Raw genomic sequence first — 17,224 nt, 5'->3', positions numbered from 1 at the left:
GGCCCTTCTTCACCAGTGACATCGTCTGCCTGCGAGCGGGGATGCCTGGTGGAGAGACAGGAATTCGCGAGGAGGAGACGTCCATGAGCCTGGAAGAAATCAGTCATCGCCACGATGACAGCGCCACGCTGAAAGAGGCAGACCGCGTGCCGGCCGGGACGCCCATCCTCGAACTCAAGGGATTGCAGAAGAACTACGGCTACGTGCAGGCGCTGAAGCCGGCGACGATCACGTTTCTGGCCGGAGAGATCCATGCGATCGTCGGTGAGAACGGCGCCGGCAAGTCGACGCTCATCAAGCTGCTGACCGGCGTCATCAACAGAACCGCCGGCGAGGTTGTGTGGTGCGGCCATCCGGTTGCGCTGGCGACGCCGAACGAGGCGATCGCGCGCGGTATTAACGCGGTCCACCAGGAAGTCGTGCTGTGCCCGCATCTGACGGTTGCCGCCAACCTGTTTCTCGGCGATGAGGTCAACACGTTCGGCCTGATGCGCAAAAAGCAGATGGTGAAGATGGCTCAGGCCGTCCTCGACGATCTCGGTTTCGGCCTGCCGGCCGCCGTGCTCCTCAGCGAACTCACGATTGGACAGCAGCAGCTTGTCGCCACCGCGCGCGCCGCGATGCGCGGCACCCAGTTTCTGATTTTCGACGAACCGACGGCCTATCTGACGCGCCAGGAATCGGCGCAGCTGTTCCGCCTGATCCGCCGCCTGCAGAGTGAAGGCGTCACTATCGTCTACATAAGCCATCGTATGGAAGAGGTTTTCGAGCTTGCCGACCGCGTTTCGGTGCTGCGCGACGGAACCCACGTCGGCACCCGCCTGATCAGCGAGACGAACGATAACGAATTGATCGCGTTGATGATCAACCGCTCGATCGAACAGATCTACCACAAGGAAAGCATCGAGATCGGCGAAAACATCGTCGAGGTCCGCGGGCTCTCCGGCCCTGGGTTTGAGGATGTGTCGCTTTCCGTCAAGGCCGGCCAGATCGTAGGCCTCTATGGGCTGATCGGCGCTGGCCGCAGCGAATTCGCCTTGGGTCTCTATGGGCGCGAGAAGACCACATCGGGCGAAATCCACTGGATGGGCAAGAAGGTCAACATCAAGAACGAACGCACGGCGATGGAACTCGGCATTGCGCTTGCGCCCGAGAGCCGCCGCGACCAGGGGCTTTGCCTCAACTTGCCGATCGGCCTCAATATCAATCTGCCGGTATTCCAGCGCCTCAGCAAGGGGCCGGTCATCAGCCTGGCCGACGAGGCGAAAAATGCGGATCAGCAGATCCGCGACCTGTCGATCAAAACACCGAGCCGGCGCGTGCTGGTATCGGCCATGTCCGGCGGCAACCAGCAGAAGGTCGTCATCGGCAAATGGCTGAGCCATGGCGCGCGGCTCTTCATCTTCGACGAGCCGACCGTCGGCGTCGACGTTGGCACCAAGGCGGAAATCTACCGACTGTTTGCGAGGCTTCTGAAGCAGGGAGCCGGCATCATCCTGATTTCTTCCTACCTACCCGAAGTCTACGAGCTGGCAGATGAACTGCACGTCTTCCGGACCGGCAAGCTCGTGGCGAGCCACGGATTCCATGCGGCGTCACATGAACAAGTCCTCAGCGAAGCGATCGGCGTCTGAGTTAGGAATAAGAGGGAGAGAGACAATGACCGTAACCCCCACCGAAATCCCCGCGCCGCCGCAACGCAGGAAAGTGAACATTCTCTTCGGGCTGACTCTGATCGGCCTGCTGGTTGGGCTCTGGGTGGCCCTCGGGCTAGCTACCACCAGCTTCTGGACGCCGCTCAACATCAGCAACCTGCTGCGCCAGGGCTCGATGACGGCGATCCTGGCCCTTGGCGAGACGTTCGTCATCATCACGGCCGGCATCGATCTTTCGGTCGGCGCCATCGTCGGTTTCGCCGGTGTCATCGTCGCCCTTCTGCTGCAGGCGGGTTTCCCGGTGTGGGCGGCAATTTTGGTGACGCTGGCCTTCGGCGTGGCGATCGGCGCCTTCCACGGCTTCGGCATCGTGCATATGGGGCTGCCACCGTTCATCATCACGCTCGCGACACTGACGGCGTTGCGCGGTTTCGGCCTTCTCATCACGAACGGCTCGTCGATCAACATCACCAATGAGGCCTTCTCCAACTTCTCGCGCGCCGATTTCCTCGGGGTTCCCAGCTTGTTCTGGATGGTGATTCTTGTGGCCATACCCTCCTACGTCCTGCTGCATCTGAGCCGCTGGGGCCGCTATCTCTTTGCTGTCGGTTCCAACAGCGAAGCAGCGCGCCTCTCCGGCGTCAGGGTCAGCGCCATCATCTACATGGCCTATATCCTGTCCGCGACGTTCGCAGCCTTTGTCGGAGTGCTGCTTGCTTCGCGTATCGCGATCGGCAACGCGACACAGGCGGACGGATGGGAGTTGCAGGCGATCGCATCGTCGGTCATTGGCGGTACCAGCCTCTTCGGCGCAGTCGGCTCGGTTCACGGCCCGCTGATCGGCGCCTTCATCCTTGCAACTATCAACAACGGCGCGAACCTCCTCAACGTCAACTCGTTCTGGCAGCGCATCATCACCGGCCTGCTGATTATCGTGATCGTTTATTTCGACCAGTTGCGCCGCCGCCGCAGCTCCTAGGCGGGACGACATATAAAGCCGGTCCGCAAGACCGACTTTATCCCTTTAAAGATTGCGAGACCTCTCATGAAAGCCGTGCTTTGCCAACAACCAGGCGTCCTCGAAGTCGTCGAGCGCCCCTCCCCAGGTACGCCGGCGCCCGGCTGGGTAAGGCTTGCCGTCAGCCATGTCGGCATTTGCGGCACGGACTACCACATCTTCGAAGGCAAGCATCCGTTTCTCGAATATCCGCGCGTCATGGGCCATGAGATATCCGCGACCGTCGTCGAAGCTGGGGATGGCGTTGCTCTGGCAGTGGGCACGCCCGTTGTCGTCAATCCGTATCTTTCCTGCGGAACCTGCGTTGCCTGCAGGCAGGATAAGCCGAACTGCTGCACCAACATCAAGGTGCTCGGCGTCCATACCGACGGTGCCTTTTGCGAGGAAATCACCGCTCCTGCCGGAAATCTCTATGCGGCGAACGGACTGACCCTTGAGGCTGCCGCAACCGTCGAGTTCCTGGCAATCGGGGCGCATGCCGTGCGCCGCTCGCTGGCGCCGGCAGGTTCGCGCGCGCTCGTCATCGGCGCCGGCCCGATCGGCCTGGGGGCCGCGATTTTTTCGCGTATCGCCGGGCACGAGGTCACCCTGCTCGACACCAGCGCAGAACGCCTCGACATGGCCGCGCAACGCTTCGGCTTCGTATCCGGCATCGTTGCAAACAACGACACCACCGAGGCGGTCAAGGCGACGACGCAAGGCGACGGCTTCAACGTCGTTTTTGATGCTACGGGCTACGGCACCTCGATGGAAAAAGCTTTCAGCTTCGTTGCCCATGGCGGCGCACTGGTTCTTGTCAGCGTCGTCAAGGACGACATCCGCTTCTCCGACCCTGAGTTCCACAAGCGCGAAATGATGCTGATCGGTAGCCGCAATGCGACGCGCGTCGATTTCGAGCATGTCGCGGCCTCGATCGCCAACGGCCTCGTGCCGGTCGACAAGCTGATCACCCATCGCACCAGACTCGCCGATGCGCCTCGTGATCTCGCACGCTGGACGCACGAGAAAAGCGGGCTGATCAAGGCCGTCATCAGGGTCGCAAACTAGGGCATTTCGTTTGCGCATTCCGCACGCAAAGCGCCACACACTCGTGCGGAATTACTCTAGGCTGCGTCGATCGTCTGCCGCATCAGGCGGACAACTGATGCATCCGTTCTATTGGCGGACGCGGCCTCAAAACCGAAGGCAACCGCGCGCGGATCCACACTTGCGACCGGAGAGCTGCACGAGCCGTGAACCTCGCCCGCGCCTGTCGCGCGCAGGATTTCCGAGACGTTGCTCGGGCGCACACCGCTGCCCGGCATGATGGAAATTCGCCCCGCCGCCGCCTTCGACAGGCGCGCCAGCGTCTCGAGCCCGTCGATCGCCTTCGGAACGCAGCCCGACGTCAGGATGCGTTCGCAGCCGAGTTCGATTGCCTGCTGCAGCGCTACATCCGGATCTGGAACCAGATCGAAGGCGCGGTGGAGGGTCGAGCCCATACCGGCGGCGTGGCCCTTCAGCCGATGCAACAACGGCAGGTCAAGCGTCCCGTCCGCGCGGTTGGCGCCGATGACGACGCCTGCAAGGCCGAAAGCTCGCGCCGCGTCGATATCAGCCATCATCGCCGCTTCGTCCGCGGCGTCGAAAACAAATGGTCCCGCATGCGGACGGATCATCGCGTAGACCCGGATGGGTGCCACTGCCGCAGCCTTCATGAGACCCGCGACAGGGGTGAGACCGCCAACTTCCAACGCCGAGCAGAGTTCGATTCGGTCCGCCCCGCCCTCGACTGCGGCCGCGAGCCCCCGCCGACTGTCTACGCACACTTCCAACACGATCGTCACACCCGAATCTCCTTGCCTGTCTGCTGCGTCTTACGCCAATGCTATGCCCGCGGCGACCGGCGTTCCACCCTCGCCTCTTTAATCCGCGGAACCAATTTTGGCAGGCGTCGATCGAGGGATGCTCACTCCGGCGGGGCCGTCGACGTCCAGCTGCTGGAGAAGATGTGGGGAGCGAGGCTGAGTTTGCCGATAACCTGCTCGATCAGTTCGTCCTCCTCGCGTGTGCTGAAAACGATAGCCTCCACCTCCGCCAAGCTGGTGTCGTTGACGGCGTGGCTCTCCATGGAATGAAGGCGAAGCTTGCTGGCGCTCAAGGCCTGAAGAAGCTGTGTGCGCACCGTCGCTTCATCGCGTGCCGCGCATTTCAGCCCGATGACGTAAAAACGCTCGACGGTCTCGTGCCCGGGCGCGAGCGCGCTGATGTAGATCCCAAGGCGGGGAAGGCCGACATTGATTGCGATGATCAGAACCGTTGCCTCCACCGCTTCGAGCAACATCGCATAACCGGCAAGAACGCCGATTGCGCCGGTTGCCCACACTGTTGCGGCGGTGCTGAGGCCCCGGACATTCGTCCCGTCCCGCATGATGAGGCCAGCACCGAGAAAGCCGATGCCAGTTACCACCTGCCCTCCCATTCTGACATCCGGAATATCGTGCAGGAGCGCTGGAAGCGACGTGTAGATGGCTGCACCCAGGGAGACCAGGGCATGCGTCGTCAGGCCCGTGTGCCGCTGCCGCCATTGACGTTCGATGCCAACCAGGCAACCCAGGAAGACGGCAACGAGAAGCCGTGGTGCGACCAGAAGAACTCCAGATAGACCTGTGGCATACTCCCACACAATAAAGCCCTCCACCCTGTTTTCGCGTGGCTGCGCGCTGCCAATCACTCTCGCCAGTCGGAGGAATGCAACGTAAGCGGCTCCTCTGACAAGAGTCAATCAGAAGGGCAAGCGTGGGTGATTTCCTTCGGAGGTTGCCGCTTTCGGCAGGCCGAGCCTAAGTAGGTCCAGAAATTGTGGGCGGGCGGGCCACCGCGCTTCCCGTTTTCCACTATTTATGATTGTGACGATGGGATTGACACGTTAAACCAATTTCCAACACATTCGATGGCAACTCTCCACGGCGTCCTCCCAGAGGAGACTGATGACGTGATGCCAGGCATTTTATGCCACCTTGCTGGCAACGGCTTCGGCAAAAATACCAATGGCGTTCTGCACTGGCCATCTGCTTTTTTCCGACTGCGGCGGCTCTCGCCAGTTTGTCGTCGGCTATGTTGCAGGATGGCTCGACAAGTGGAGGAGAGACGAATACCTCGCTCGCCGCAATTTGGCAGATGCGGTCCCGGCACCCAAGGCAATGGTCAACTCGGCCCATTTTGGCAATTCCGTTTGCCTGAACATCTGTATTCCGACCAGTACAACGGCAGCCGATGTGAGCGTCCTGTTGTGCGAATTATTGCGCCAGAACCCCGGCATCCGTGAGGCGGCAGGAGATGACTTGATGATGACCTTGGTTCGAGGCAAATTCAGTTGCTTTGTGCGACAGATAGCGACGCCGACTTGCTATGGGATCGGTAGCGTCTGCCGCACCACGCGGACTATTTTAGCGCTCGCATCGATTTTTCTGTCGGGCACGCTATTTCTGGTAAGCAATACCTTGCCGGCTGATGGCGGCTATGGCTTTTTTCGCCAGCGATCTTATCCGCGGCAACCCCCACTACAGGTTTCCGTGCGTTTCAACGATTAAGGGGATTATCCATGCTTAAAAAACTTGCACTCGCCGTCACGCTCTCAGCATTTGTGGCGGGCGTAGCTCAGGCCGCAGACGTGGTTGTTTCGTCGAAGATCGATACCGAAGGCACGCTGCTCGGCAACGTCATTGCGCTGGCGCTCAACGCGAACGGCATCAAGACACAGGACCGTATCGCGCTTGGCGCGACGCCGGTCGTTCGCAAGGCGATCACGGCCGGGGAAATCGATATCTATCCGGAATATACCGGCAATGCCGGCTTCTTCTTCAACCAGTCCGAGGATGCCGCCTGGAAGAACCTTCAGCAAGGCTACGACCTGGCGAAGAAGCTTGACTATGATGCCAACAAGATTGTCTGGCTGACGCCATCGCCGGCCAACAACACCTGGGCGATCGCCGTTCGCAACGATGTCGCCGCGCCGAACAAGCTCAAGACCATGTCCGATTTCGGCAAGTGGGTTTCCGGCGGCGGCGCCGCCAAGCTCGTTGCTTCGTCAGAATTCGTTAACTCTGCCGGCGCGCTTCCCGCCTTCCAGACGACCTATGGCTTCACCCTGAAGCCGGACCAGGAAATCGTGCTGTCGGGCGGCGATACGTCTGCGACCATCAAGGCGGCGGCCGACCAGACGAACGGCGCCAACACCGCCATGGTCTATGGCACCGACGGAGCGATCCAGGCCGCCGAGCTCACCGTTCTCGAAGACGACAAGAACGTACAGCAGGTCTATGCCCCGACGCCCATCATTCGCGAGGAGGTGCTGAAAGCCAATCCGAAAATCGAGGAGGTGCTCGCCCCCATTTTCAAAAGCCTGACGGCAGACGAACTGCGCAAGCTGAACGGAAAAATCCAGGTCGATGGCGAGCCGGCCAAATCCGTAGCCGAAGCCTACCTCAAGGAAAAGGGCTTCCTGAAGTAGCCAACGGGCGCTCCGCCTTTCCGAGGCGGAGCAACCTTTCTTTCCATACTGGGATGGATCGATGAAAGAAACATCGGCGGTCCGGAAGTTGGACCGGCTTGGGGTGGTGCTTGTTGTTGCCGGCGTCGCCGCTACAACGCTTCTGCCCTTCATTTATGTCAAGGCAAACCGTATCGCGGCAGGCAAGCCGATGCTGCTGACGCAGATTCTGAACCAGCCTTCCGCGATTGCTCTCGCCCTGCTCCTGATATCGACCGCTTTGGCGGTCTTGTTCCTGCAAAACGTGCATATCAGGCTGACGATCGCAACGCTCTGTCTTGCGGCACTGATCGCAGCAATCGGTCTTGTCGCATCCGCGTTTACGCCTGAGAACAGCATTGTCGCGCGCATGACGCCGGGCGGCGGGTTCTGGGTGCTATTTGCCGTGATCGGCCTCGTCATCTCAGATGCGCTGGTGAAGATTCGGCTTGCACCATGGATGCGCATTGCCACGCTCGCGCTCTATGCGGTCTTGCTCGGCACCTTCCTTTGGTCAGGCCTGCTTGACAGCCTTTCGATCATGAAGGAGTTTTCCACGCGCGCCGATCAGTTCTGGGCGCAGGCGCTCGTCCATCTGCAACTGGCGTTCGGGTCGCTCGCGATCGCCTCCGTAATCGGCCTGCCGCTTGGCATCGTCTGTTTCTGGGTGCCGAAGCTCCGGACGGCCCTGCTCCAGGGATTGAGCCTCATCCAGACAATCCCGAGCCTGGCGCTCTTCGGCATCCTGATGCTGCCGCTCGGCTACCTGGCGGTCCATGTTCCGCTGGCCGCTGCGCTCGGCATTCGCGGCATCGGCGCCGCGCCGGCGCTGATCGCGCTGGTGCTCTATTCGTTGCTGCCGATCGTTGCCAACACCGTCGTCGGGCTGGAAGGCGTCGATCCCGCAGTGCGGGACGCGGCAGCCGGCATGGGTCTTACCCCCCGGCAGGTCCTCGCGGGCATCGACCTGCCGCTTGCCCTACCCGTCATTCTCACCGGCATCCGCATCGTGCTCGTGCAGGCGATCGGGCTTGTTACAGTGGCCGCGCTGATCGGCGGCGGCGGCTTCGGGGTCTTTATTTTCCAGGGGCTTGGCCAGACGGCCATGGACCTCGTTCTGCTCGGCGCAGTACCGACCGTTTTCTTCGCCTTCTCCTCGGCCGTCATCCTCGATGCGGTCGCCGACAGCATTCGGGGACCCGCAGCATGACCATGATCGAAATCAGAAACGCCACCAAGCGCTACGGCACAACGCCCGTGGTCGACAACGTCTCGATGTCAGTCGAGAAAGGGGCGATCACTGTCATCGTCGGCACATCCGGATCTGGAAAGTCGACCCTTATCCGCATGATCAACCGCCTGGTGCCGATCACCGAAGGGGAGATCTTCGTCGATGGCCGGAATGTCGCTGACGTGCCGGCCACCGAGCTACGCCGCAACATCGGCTATGTCATTCAGGGCAACGGCCTGTTCCCGCATCGAACGGTGGGGCAGAACATTGCGACGGTGCCGCAGCTTCTTGGCTGGGACAGGTCGCGGGTCGACAATCGCGTCCAGGAACTGCTCGGGCTTTTCAACCTCGATCCGGCGATCTTCACCGGGAAATATCCGCATCAACTCTCCGGCGGCGAGCAGCAGCGCGTCGGTGTGGCGCGCGCACTTGCAGCCGAGCCTGAGGTGCTGATCATGGACGAGCCGTTCGGCGCGCTCGACCCTGTCATTCGCGGCAAGGCGCAGGACGATCTGCTGGCGATCCAGAAGCAGTTCGGCACGACAGTCATTCTCGTCACGCACGACATGGACGAAGCTTTCCACCTCGGCGACCGGATTGCGGTGATGAGAAGCGGTAGGCTGCTGCAATATTCGACACCGGAGGAAATCCTGACCGAGCCCGCCGACCCCTTCGTGCAACAGCTGACTGGCACATCCGACCGCGCGCTGAAGCGCATGTCGCTGCTACCGTTGAAAGCCAGCATGGCGCCCCCCAAAGCCGGCCTGTCCCACAGCCTGGAGCAATCGCTCAGCCTGCGCGATGCGCTGGCGGAGATGATCTGGCAAGGCATTGACGAAGCGGCCGTCCAGGAAGGCACCAGGATGGCCCCGGTCGGCTCTATCTCCATGTCGCGACTGCTTGAATTGGGCCGAAAGGGATGAAGCTGGTCACCGCCAATCTCTTCCGCGTCGCGGCGCTGGCGCTGCTGCTGATCCTGTTGTTCAGGACGGAATGGCTGTCGTTCCTGCTGGTGCCGCTGACGAACAACAATGCACCCGCCGTCTATGCGCAAAATAGCCTGCCCTCGCTCGCCGCCGGACATTTCGAGCTGGTGCTCGTCTCGATCGTGGCGAGTGCGGCGCTTGCGATCCTCGGGGGAATCTTCGTAACGCGGAAAAGCGGCGCCGACTTCCTGCCGCTGTCGCGTGCCATCGCCAATGCCGGCCAGACTTTTCCGCCGGTCGCGGTGCTTGCGCTTGCGGTGCCCGCCATCGGCTTCGGCGCCGGGCCGACGCTTATAGCGCTGTTCCTCTACGGCCTGTTGCCGATCTTCGAGAACACGGTCGCCGGTCTCAATCAGGTATCGCATACGGTGCTCGATGCGGCGGATGGAATGGGAATGAACCCCACGCAGCGGCTGTTTAGGGTCGAGCTGCCGCTGGCACTGCCGCTAATCATTGAGGGCGTGAAGGTCGCGACCGTGATCAACATCGGCACGGCGACGATCGGGTCGACGGTTGCGGCAAAGGGGCTCGGGGAGGTCATCATCGCCGGCCTGATTTCCGACAACACAGCCTTCATCCTGCAGGGCGGCCTGATTGTCGGCCTGATGGCGGTGCTGATCTACGACGCAATGGGTCTGGTCGAACGCACGATTACACAAAGAATGGGCTTGCGCCCGGCGTGACCCTGCGGCTACCAAGGTTGCCCTGATATCGGCAACGGGAGGCAGCCTTGGCCAAGATGATTCACTCCATGATCCGCGTTCTCGACGAGGCGCGCTCCGTCGAGTTCTACGACAAGGTTTTCGGCCTCAAGGTCGCCGATCGCATTGATTTCGATACCTTTACGCTGATTTATCTCAGCAACCGCGAAACCGGCTTCGAGCTGGAGCTGACGGTCAACAAGGGTCGCGTCGAGCCCTACAACCTCGGCGACGGCTATGGCCATTTGGCCGTTTCAGTGGACGAGGTCGCTGTCGAGCACAAGAGCCTGACAGAAGCGGGTCTCAACCCGGGGAAGCTGGTCGAACTAAATCGCGATGGCAAACTCCTGGCGCTGTTCTTTTTCATCGCCGATCCGGACGGCTACAAGATCGAAATTATGCAGCGCCACGGCCGTTACCTCTAAGAGCATACAATGATTGAGAAGACCGAACTGAACCCCGGCTGGACCCTTTCCTGCAACGTTGCAGGAAGACCGGATCTCCCCACGAGCATTCCCGCCGCCGTCCCCGGCTGCGTCCACCTCGACCTTCTGGCGAACAGGCTGATCCCCGATCCGTACGTCGATGTCAACGAGATCACCAACGACTGGATCGGTCGCGAAGACTGGACCTATCGCTGCAGGTTCGATGCAGCGCCCGATAGCGGCAGGGTCCACGAGCTGGTCTTTGACGGGCTTGATACGATCGCGACAATCTCGCTCAACGGCGAAGAGATCGGCCGGACCTTCAACATGCACCGTACCTACCGCTTCGACGTTTCGAAGCAGCTGAAGGCGGGCGAGAACGAACTCAGCATTTCGTTCCGCTCCGCCTATGCCTATGGAGCGGAGATGGAGAAGCAATATGGCTACCGGCCGAACAATTATCCGGGGCCAGGCAATCTGATGCGCAAGATGTCCTGCAACTTCGGCTGGGACTGGGGGCCGACGCTGGTGACCTCAGGCGTCTGGAAACCCGTGCGGCTGGAAAGCTGGGGCCAGGCAAGGTTGGCGGAGATGCGGGTTTCTGCGATCCTGGCGGGCGGCGATGGGCTGGTGACGATCCGGGCGACATTGGCGCGACACGGCGAGCCTGCACCCTGTACGCTCACCGCAGCCATTGCTGGCGAAGAGATTGTCCTCACCATACCGCCGGACGCCGACGAGATCAGCTTCGATATGCGGGTGCCTTCGCCACAGATCTGGTGGCCGCATCATCTCGGCGCACAACCGCTCTATCCGCTACATGTCGAACTAACCGACGGCGCAAGCGATGACTTACTCGATTCCTATTCGAAAGAGATCGGCTTCCGGTCCGTCCGGTTGGACACGTCAGCGGATGAACACGGCTCGGCCTTCACTTTCGTCGTCAATGAGGTGCCGCTGTTCATCTGCGGGGCCAACTGGATTCCGGATGATTGCTTCCCGTCGCGCGTGACGCCGGAACGCTACGCGTCCCGCATCGAAGAGGCGAAAGCGGCGAACGTGAACATGCTGCGCGTCTGGGGCGGCGGCATCTTCGAGCGCGATGAATTCTACGAGGCCTGCGACCGCGCCGGCATGCTCGTATGGCAGGACTTTCTCTTTGCCTGCGCCTCCTATCCCGAGGAAGAGCCGCTTCGCGGCGAGGTCGCGGCTGAGGTGCGCGACAATGTAGTGCGATTGATGCCCCATCCATCGCTGATAGTCTGGAACGGCAACAACGAGAACATCTGGGGCTTTGACGAATGGGGCTGGCGGCCCGTTATCAAGCATGGCGAGAGCTGGGGGCTCGGCTACTACCTCGACATCCTCCCGAAGCTCTGCGCCGAGCTCGATCCGGACAGGCCCTATTATCCCGGCAGCCCCTATTCCGGCAGCATGGATATCGAGCCGAACGCCGATGCCCATGGGTGCAAGCACATATGGGATGTGTGGAACGACGTCGGCTATGAGGTCTACCGCAGCTACATCCCCCGCTTCTGCTCGGAATTCGGCTGGCAGGCACCGCCCAATTGGGCAACACTGGAAGAGAGCGTGCACGATGCGCCGCTGACGCCTGTTTCGAATGGCGTGTTCCATCATCAAAAGGCAACGCAGGGCAACGACAAGCTGGTCCGCGGGCTCGCCGGCCATCTGCCGGTACCGCAGACGATGGACGACTGGCACTTTGCCACGCAGCTCAATCAGGCGCGTGCGATCCGCTTTGCGGTCGAGCACATGCGCTCGCATCGCGCCGTCTGCAAGGGCGCGATCGTCTGGCAGTTCAACGACTGCTGGCCGGTCACATCATGGGCGGCACTCGATTCCGCCGGGCGGCGCAAGCCGCTGTGGTATGCCATGCAGCAAGCCTTCGATCCGCGGCTTCTGACAATCCAGCCGCGCGCGGGAGGATTGGCTGCGGTCGCGGTGAATGAGCGAACGCTGTTCTGGCGAGCAAAGATCAGCGGAAAACGGATGAAGCTCGACGGCACGCTTCTCGCCGAATTCGATTTCTGGCGGCATCTCTGCGATCGCTTCGAGGCAAAGGCGTTTCCGCTTCCCGACGATATCGCGACGCCCGCTGCTGCGCATGACGAAGTCGTCGTCGTGCAGATGCTCGACAGGCGCGCGTTTCACTACTTTGTCGAGGATATCGACCTGAGGCTGCCGAAGCCAAGGGCAGCCATCAAGGTTACTCCCACAGCCGATGGCTGCGAGGTCACCGTTACCGCCGAGAGCTTCCTGAAGGATCTCTGCCTGATGGCCGATCGTATCGAGCCGGATGCCGTAGTGGATTCGATGCTGGTGACGCTGCTGCCGGGCGAAAGCCACATCTTCAAGGTCAAGACATCGAAGACCATTTCCGAGATGGACATCGCTTTTGGAAAGGTGCTCCGGTCGGCCAACGATCTCCTCGGTGGACACTGAACCTGCAAAGGCCTCGTCGTCGACGGCCAATCCAAGTCGCACTCCCGCGTCGCGCGCCAAGAAACTTACAATCGGCGTGGCGCAGGAGTGTGGTCGTTCAATGTGGCTGCGGACGACGTTACATCCAATAGGGCGGGATGCCGTAGTAATCGTATAACCGGCGGCCATTGTCATTGTACCAGTTGTCGTCATCATCCGCGTAGCTCGGCGCACCTTCGATCTGCTCCTTCGTCAGGTCGATGCGATAGCCGTCCAGCTGGGTATCAAAGCTCAACTTTTCCCACGGCAGCGGGTAGTGATCGTGGCCGATGCCCATGAAACCACCGAAGCTCAAGACGGCGTATGCGACGCGGCCATCTTGCTTGCCGAGGATAAGCCGTTCGATCGAACCGATGTGCTTGCCATCGGCACCATAAACACGCGTACCTTCGACGCGATCGCTGGCGATCAACGTCGGCGTGTCCTTTACATTGGGGTTTCTGCGGTTCTTGTCGGCGTCCTGAAGCAGCATTGTGCACCTCCGTTTGCTCGGCTTCCTCGTGCGTGCTCTACAGTTTCAAAACGTCGCGCGACACTCAAGGTTCCAAATTTCCGGTGCCGCAATCCTCACCAATAATATTGACGTTTACGTCAAGGTTAGTGTAATTCTAATCTCGGCTTGAACCATTCAGGCAATGACATAAGCTGCCGCATTGGAAGATGGAGGATCGTCCAATCGGCTTGCCGGTGGCACCGGTCGGCAGCGAGGGGAGAGACACGATGAACAGCATTCCCGCCCATCCAGGCGGCGCCAAGCCGGGAAAGCCTTGGCTTGCCACCTATCCCGAGATCGTCCCGGCGGAGCTTCCGCCTCTCGAATACGCATCATTGGCGGAACTGCTCGACAAATCCTGCGCGCGATATGCCGACCGCGTCGCATTCTCCAGCATGGGAAAGCGATTGACATATCGGGAACTGGAAAGCCAAACGCGCAGGATCGCGGCGTGGCTGCAGAGTGCAGGCTTGAAGAAGGGCGACCGCGTCGCCGTGATGATGCCGAACGTGCTGCAGAACCCCGTTACCGTTTACGGCATCCTGCGCGCCGGCCTGGTCGTCGTGAACGTCAACCCGCTCTACACGCCGCGCGAGCTGGAGCACCAGCTGCGGGACTCAGGCGCGAAGGCGATCTTCGTGCTCGAAAATTTCGCGCGCACGGTCGAGCAGGTGCTCGTTAAGACGGACGTGCGCCATGTCGTGGTCACTTCGCTCGGCGAGATGCTGGGGGCCAAGGGCCTCATCGTAAACCTGCTGGTTCGCAAGGTGAGAAAGCTCGTTCCCTCGTGGTCCATCCCCGAGCACAAGACCTTCAGGCAGGTGCTGGGCGAAGGGGCCGCTAAGGCGTTCAAGCCGGCCGCTCTCACCGGCAACGACATCGCCTTTCTGCAGTATACCGGCGGTACGACAGGGGTTGCCAAGGGCGCGGCCCTCACCCACCGGAACCTGCTGTCGAACAAGCTTCAGCTAGAACTCTGGCTGAAATCGGCCTTCGAGAGCAGGCCGCGGCCCGACGTGCTGAACTTCCTCTGCGCCCTGCCCCTCTACCACATCTTCGCGTTGACGGTGAATTCGCTGATGGGCATGTCGCTTGGGGCACACAACATTCTTGTCGCCAATCCGCGCGATATTCCGGCCCTGGTCAGGGAATTCGCCAAGTCCAACGTGCACGTCTTCCCCGGCCTCAACACGCTCTTCAACGCCCTGATGAACAATGCAGAGTTTGCCAAGGTCGATTTTACGGCGCTGGTCATCTCGCTCGGCGGCGGCATGGCCGTGCAGCGGCCGGTCGCCGAGCGCTGGCTGAAAGTGACGGGGTCTCACATTACCGAGGGTTACGGGCTGTCCGAGACATCGCCAGTTGCGACGGCCAACCGGTTCGATTCGCCCGAGTTCACCGGCTCAATCGGCCTGCCGATCCCTTCCACCGACCTCGACATCCGAGACGAGGACGGTAAATCATTGCCGCTCGGCGAAATCGGCGAAATCTGCATTCACGGGCCGCAGGTGATGGCTGGCTATTGGAACAAGCCGGAGGAAACAGCCCGCGCCATGACGCCGGACGGCTATTTCCGCACGGGCGACATGGGCTTCATGGATGCGCGCGGCTACACCAAGATCGTCGACCGCAAGAAGGATATGATCCTAGTTTCCGGCTTCAACGTCTACCCGAACGAAATCGAGGAGGTGGCTGCCATGCACCCGGGCATCCTGGAATCCGCGGCGATCGGGGTATCCGACGGGCACTCCGGCGAGGCCGTGAAGCTTTTCGTCGTCAGGAAGGATCCCGCGCTGACGGAGACTGACGTAAAAGCCCATTGCGCTGCGAACCTGACCAACTACAAGCGCCCGCGCTTCATCGAATTCCGTCCCGAACTGCCCAAATCGCCGGTCGGCAAGATCCTGCGAAAGGATCTGCGCAGCTAGATTTCGATGCTCTCAGCAAAAAAGCCATCCGCCGCCGCGGATGGCTTTTTTGCGTTTCAGCAGGTAGCCGAACTTGATTTGCACCCTACAAAGCGAATAGTTTCCGCGACCCTCTCGCCCTGCAAAGGAGCCTCCCATGAATGCCATCGTCGAACAACTGAAGAGCACTGCGGCCGCCACCGAGGCAACCGACATCCGCGCCGCCTTTGCGGCCGATCCGCAGCGCTTCTCCCGCTTTACCGCGTCGCTCGACGATCTGCTGATGGACTATTCCAAGACGGCCGTGAATGACGAGGTTCTTGCTCTCCTGGTGAAGCTTGCCGAAACCGGCAGCGTCGAGGCCAAGCGCGACGAGATGTTCTCCGGCAAGGCGATCAACTTCACGGAGGACCGCGCCGTCCTGCACACGGCGCTGCGCAACCGTTCCAACACACCCGTGCTAGTCGACGGCACGGATGTGATGCCCGATGTCAACGGCGTACTGGCCGCAATGGGCAAGTTCGCCGACGGCATCCGGTCCGGCACGCTGAAGGGAGCGACCGGCAAGGCGATCACCGACGTCATCAATATCGGCATCGGTGGCTCGGACCTCGGTCCGGTCATGGCGACCTTGGCGCTGGCGCCCTTCCACGACGGCCCGCGCGCGCATTTCGTCTCCAATATCGACAGCGCGCATATTGCGGATATCCTGAAGCTGGTGAAGCCGGAAACGACACTCTTCATCGTCGCGTCGAAGACCTTCACGACCATCGAGACGATGACCAACGCGCAGACGGCACGCAAATTCGTCGCCAATGCACTCGGTGAAGCGGCCGTGCAGCATCATTTCGCCGCGGTTTCGACCGCGCTCGACAAGGTCGCGACCTTCGGCATCGACAGCGAGCGGGTCTTCGGCTTCTGGGATTGGGTCGGCGGACGCTACTCGATCTGGTCGGCGATCGGCCTGCCGCTGATGATCGCTGTCGGGCCGGAGAATTTCGGCAAGTTCCTTGACGGCGCGCATGCTGCCGACAATCACTTCCGTCAGGCGCCGGTTACGGAAAACCTGCCGATGCTGCTCGGCCTGATCGGCTTCTACCACCGCAACGTGCTGGGTTACGCCACCCGGGCGATCCTGCCTTACGACCAGCGTCTCTCGCGTTTCCCGGCCTATCTGCAGCAGCTCGACATGGAATCGAACGGCAAGGGCGTGACCATCGATGGCACGCCGGTCGAAGGCAATTCCGGCCCGGTCGTCTGGGGCGAACCCGGCACCAACGGTCAGCATGCCTTTTACCAGCTGATCCACCAGGGCACGAGCGTCATCCCAGCCGAGTTCATGATTGCGGCGAACGCCTTCGAACCGGAGCTGCGTCACCAGCACCAGCTGCTGATGGCCAACGTCATCGCCCAGTCGGAAGCGCTGATGAAAGGCCGCACTTTCGCGGAAGCCAAGAAGCAGCTGACCGACAAGGGGATGGACGACAGACAAGCCGATTTCATCGCCCCGCATCGCGTCTTCACCGGAAACCGCCCATCGATCACCTTCGTCTACGACAAGCTGACGCCTTATGCGCTCGGCCGCCTCATCGCGCTCTACGAACACCGCGTCTTCGTCGAAGGTGTGCTCTTCCGTATTAATTCCTTCGACCAGTGGGGCGTCGAGCTCGGCAAGGAACTGGCGACAGGCCTGCTGCCTGTCATCGAAGGCAAGGAGAGTGCTGCAGGCCATGATTCATCGACGCAGGGCCTCGTCGCGGCACTGGCGAAGCTCGCCAAGTAAAGACAACGGGGGT

At 61.1% G+C, this 17,224-nt stretch carries 15 protein-coding genes; 12 read left to right on the top strand and 3 right to left on the bottom strand.

Features of this window, described 5'->3' with window-relative positions:
• Positions 1 to 83: 83 nt before the first annotated feature.
• From AC1D2R_RS02200 to AC1D2R_RS02190, 3 genes are all read left to right on the top strand, one after another.
• Positions 84 to 1,634 (top strand): sugar ABC transporter ATP-binding protein, encoded by a 1,551-nt coding sequence (locus tag AC1D2R_RS02200; protein WP_477964300.1) that lies wholly within the window; start codon positions 84 to 86, stop codon positions 1,632 to 1,634.
• A 25-nt stretch (positions 1,635 to 1,659) separates the two neighbouring features.
• Positions 1,660 to 2,634: an ABC transporter permease gene (locus tag AC1D2R_RS02195; protein WP_477964298.1), complete on the top strand. Its 975-nt coding sequence runs from the start codon at positions 1,660 to 1,662 to the stop codon at positions 2,632 to 2,634.
• A gap of 66 nt (positions 2,635 to 2,700) precedes the next feature.
• On the top strand, positions 2,701 to 3,720 hold the full coding sequence (locus AC1D2R_RS02190) for a zinc-binding alcohol dehydrogenase family protein (protein ID WP_477964296.1): 1,020 nt from the start codon (positions 2,701 to 2,703) through the stop codon (positions 3,718 to 3,720).
• A 56-nt stretch (positions 3,721 to 3,776) separates the two neighbouring features.
• On the opposite strand, the gene AC1D2R_RS02185 is transcribed toward AC1D2R_RS02190, so the two are convergent.
• Together AC1D2R_RS02185 and AC1D2R_RS02180 are read right to left on the bottom strand one after the other, a co-directional pair.
• Positions 3,777 to 4,499, bottom strand: coding sequence for a copper homeostasis protein CutC (locus AC1D2R_RS02185; protein WP_477964295.1), 723 nt, complete (start codon positions 4,497 to 4,499; stop codon positions 3,777 to 3,779).
• Positions 4,500 to 4,621: 122 nt separating this feature from the next.
• Positions 4,622 to 5,338, bottom strand: a complete 717-nt coding sequence (locus AC1D2R_RS02180; protein ID WP_477964293.1) for an MgtC/SapB family protein — start codon at positions 5,336 to 5,338, stop codon at positions 4,622 to 4,624.
• Positions 5,339 to 5,702: 364 nt separating this feature from the next.
• Here AC1D2R_RS02180 and AC1D2R_RS02175 point away from each other — a divergent pair, with 364 nt between their 5' ends.
• From AC1D2R_RS02175 to AC1D2R_RS02145, 7 genes are all read left to right on the top strand, one after another.
• The gene (locus AC1D2R_RS02175; RefSeq protein WP_477964291.1) at positions 5,703 to 6,245 is read left to right on the top strand and encodes a hypothetical protein; all 543 of its coding nucleotides are present in this window, start codon (positions 5,703 to 5,705) and stop codon (positions 6,243 to 6,245) included.
• An 11-nt stretch (positions 6,246 to 6,256) separates the two neighbouring features.
• Complete coding sequence (gene osmF, locus AC1D2R_RS02170; protein ID WP_477964289.1) at positions 6,257 to 7,165, top strand: glycine betaine ABC transporter substrate-binding protein OsmF; 909 nt, start codon at positions 6,257 to 6,259, stop codon at positions 7,163 to 7,165.
• 61 nt (positions 7,166 to 7,226) lie between these two features.
• Positions 7,227 to 8,393: an ABC transporter permease gene (locus tag AC1D2R_RS02165; RefSeq protein ID WP_477964287.1), complete on the top strand. Its 1,167-nt coding sequence runs from the start codon at positions 7,227 to 7,229 to the stop codon at positions 8,391 to 8,393.
• Positions 8,390 to 9,337, top strand: a complete 948-nt coding sequence (locus AC1D2R_RS02160) for an ABC transporter ATP-binding protein (RefSeq protein WP_477964285.1) — start codon at positions 8,390 to 8,392, stop codon at positions 9,335 to 9,337. The genes AC1D2R_RS02165 and AC1D2R_RS02160 overlap by 4 nt, the downstream gene beginning before the upstream one ends.
• A complete protein-coding gene (locus tag AC1D2R_RS02155; RefSeq protein WP_477964283.1) occupies positions 9,334 to 10,083 on the top strand; it encodes an ABC transporter permease in 750 nt (249 codons plus the stop codon). Before AC1D2R_RS02160 ends, AC1D2R_RS02155 begins: the two co-directional genes overlap by 4 nt.
• A 47-nt stretch (positions 10,084 to 10,130) precedes the next feature.
• A complete protein-coding gene (locus tag AC1D2R_RS02150) occupies positions 10,131 to 10,526 on the top strand; it encodes a VOC family protein (RefSeq protein WP_477964281.1) in 396 nt (131 codons plus the stop codon).
• 9 nt (positions 10,527 to 10,535) lie between these two features.
• Complete coding sequence (locus AC1D2R_RS02145; RefSeq protein ID WP_477964279.1) at positions 10,536 to 12,989, top strand: glycoside hydrolase family 2 protein; 2,454 nt, start codon at positions 10,536 to 10,538, stop codon at positions 12,987 to 12,989.
• Positions 12,990 to 13,107: 118 nt separating this feature from the next.
• Here AC1D2R_RS02145 and AC1D2R_RS02140 read toward each other — a convergent pair whose 3' ends face one another.
• Entirely contained in the window at positions 13,108 to 13,500 is a 393-nt protein-coding gene (locus AC1D2R_RS02140) for a PRC-barrel domain-containing protein (protein ID WP_477964277.1), read from the bottom strand.
• Positions 13,501 to 13,748: 248 nt separating this feature from the next.
• Between AC1D2R_RS02140 and AC1D2R_RS02135 the strand changes: the two genes are divergently transcribed.
• Together AC1D2R_RS02135 and pgi are read left to right on the top strand one after the other, a co-directional pair.
• Positions 13,749 to 15,449 carry a long-chain-fatty-acid--CoA ligase gene (locus tag AC1D2R_RS02135; protein WP_477964275.1) on the top strand — a complete coding sequence of 567 codons (1,701 nt, stop codon included), beginning with the start codon at positions 13,749 to 13,751 and terminating at the stop codon, positions 15,447 to 15,449.
• A 136-nt stretch (positions 15,450 to 15,585) separates the two neighbouring features.
• Entirely contained in the window at positions 15,586 to 17,211 is a 1,626-nt protein-coding gene (gene pgi / locus AC1D2R_RS02130) for a glucose-6-phosphate isomerase (protein ID WP_477964273.1), read from the top strand.
• The last annotated feature ends 13 nt before the right edge of the window (positions 17,212 to 17,224 follow it).

The sequence above is a fragment of the Rhizobium sp. P1_C7 genome (assembly GCF_056406295.1).
The sequence above is the reverse complement of the archived record's forward strand: the minus strand, read 5'-3'. Positions and strand labels throughout refer to the sequence as shown.